Below are 1471 nucleotides of genomic sequence, written 5' to 3' on the forward strand. Positions count from 1 at the left end.
AAGTGCCCCTATGTCCTTCGTCAAGCCGGTGAGGGGGTCGGGGCCTGGTAGAAGGTCCCATCGCGAAGCATCGCGTAGAGCACGTCGATCCGGCGCCGGGCGAGGCAGGTGAGGGCAGCGACGTGATGTTTGCCTTCCGCGCGTTTCCTGTCGTAGTAGGCCCGGGACGCGGGTTCGCGTAGCGAGGCGAACGCGGCCAGGTAGAAGGCGCGTTTGAGTTGTTTGTTGCCGCGTCGGGAGGGGTGTTCCCCGCGGATGGAAGAGCCCGATGCCCGGGTGGCCGGGGCGAGACCGGCATAGGCGGCCAGGTGCCCGGCGGTGGGGAAGCTGCTGGCGTCCCCGACGTCGATGAGGATGCGGGCGGCGGTCCTGACCCCGATACCGGGCATGGAGGTCAGGACCTTGGAAAGAGGGTGGGCCTCCAGGAGCTCCGCGATCCGTTCCGCGAGGAGTTTCCGCTGGTCATAGACGGCGGTCAGGGAACGGGCCAGGCTGGGAATGATCAGCGTCGCCGCGTCAGTGCCGGGTACTGTCACGGTCTGCTCGTCCAGGGCGGCGAAGATGTCTTCTACCAGGCGTTCGGCCATGCGCGGTGCCTGGGGCCGCAGCAGGGTCACCAGGCGGCGGCGTCCGGCCTTGCGGATCTGGGCTGGGGAACCGAAGCGTTCCAGCAGGGTGCGCACGGCCGGGTGGTCCAGGCGGGGTCCCAGCACGCGTTCCAGCGAGGGGTGGATCTGGGTGAGCAGGCCACGTAGCCGGTTGCTGGTGCGGGTTACCTCCTGGGCGAGGTCGTCATCGAAACCGACGAGCATCTCCAGCTTGGCCCGGGTGTCGTCGTCGGGAGCGAGGTCGCGCAGGGTGTGCGGCATGGAGCGGGCCGCGTCGGCGATGATGAACGCGTCGCGGGCGTCGGTCTTGGCTTCGCCGGGGTAGAGGTCGGCGATCCGCCGCATGGTCAGGCCCGGCAGGTAGGCGACACGGCAGCCGGTGTCGCGGGCGACGGCCAGCGGCAGGGCGCCGATGGAGGCAGGTTGATCGACGACGACCAGCACGGTGCCGTGCTTGGCTTGCAGCCGGGTGAATACCTCCCGCAGTTTCGGTTCGTTGTTGGGTAGCCGCTTGTCGAACGCCTTCTTCCCGGCTGGGGTGAGGGCGGTGGCATGGTGTTCGCCCTTGCCCACGTCCAGGCCCAGGTAGACGTCGATGCCACCGGTATCGATCACGTGCTGTCTCCCGCGAGCGCTGTCTACTTTCCCGGCCTCACCTGCGGCATCAGCGTGCCGGCATCCACGTTACGAAGAGCCTGTCTCGCTCACGATGAGTTCGACGGTCATGCCCCTGATCAGCGGTCTGCCGATGCCTCCGGAACCTGGTGACACCACTTTTTCGATCATGACCGACGAGGGGCTCAAGTCATGCCAGGTCCGGAGGCCGGGAGCCCCGTTGCGGGGCCACCAAGAAGGTAACGGGG

1 protein-coding gene is annotated in these 1471 nt (G+C 67.8%); it reads right to left on the bottom strand.

Features of this window, described 5'->3' with window-relative positions:
- Positions 1-20: 20 nt before the first annotated feature.
- Positions 21-1223 carry an IS110 family RNA-guided transposase gene (locus MXD59_RS25905; RefSeq protein ID WP_248827184.1) on the bottom strand — a complete coding sequence of 401 codons (1203 nt, stop codon included), beginning with the start codon at positions 1221-1223 and terminating at the stop codon, positions 21-23.
- Between the last annotated feature and the right edge of the window lie 248 nt (positions 1224-1471).

This window comes from Frankia umida (assembly GCF_023242945.1).
Lineage (GTDB): Bacteria > Actinomycetota > Actinomycetes > Frankiales > Frankiaceae > Frankia > Frankia umida.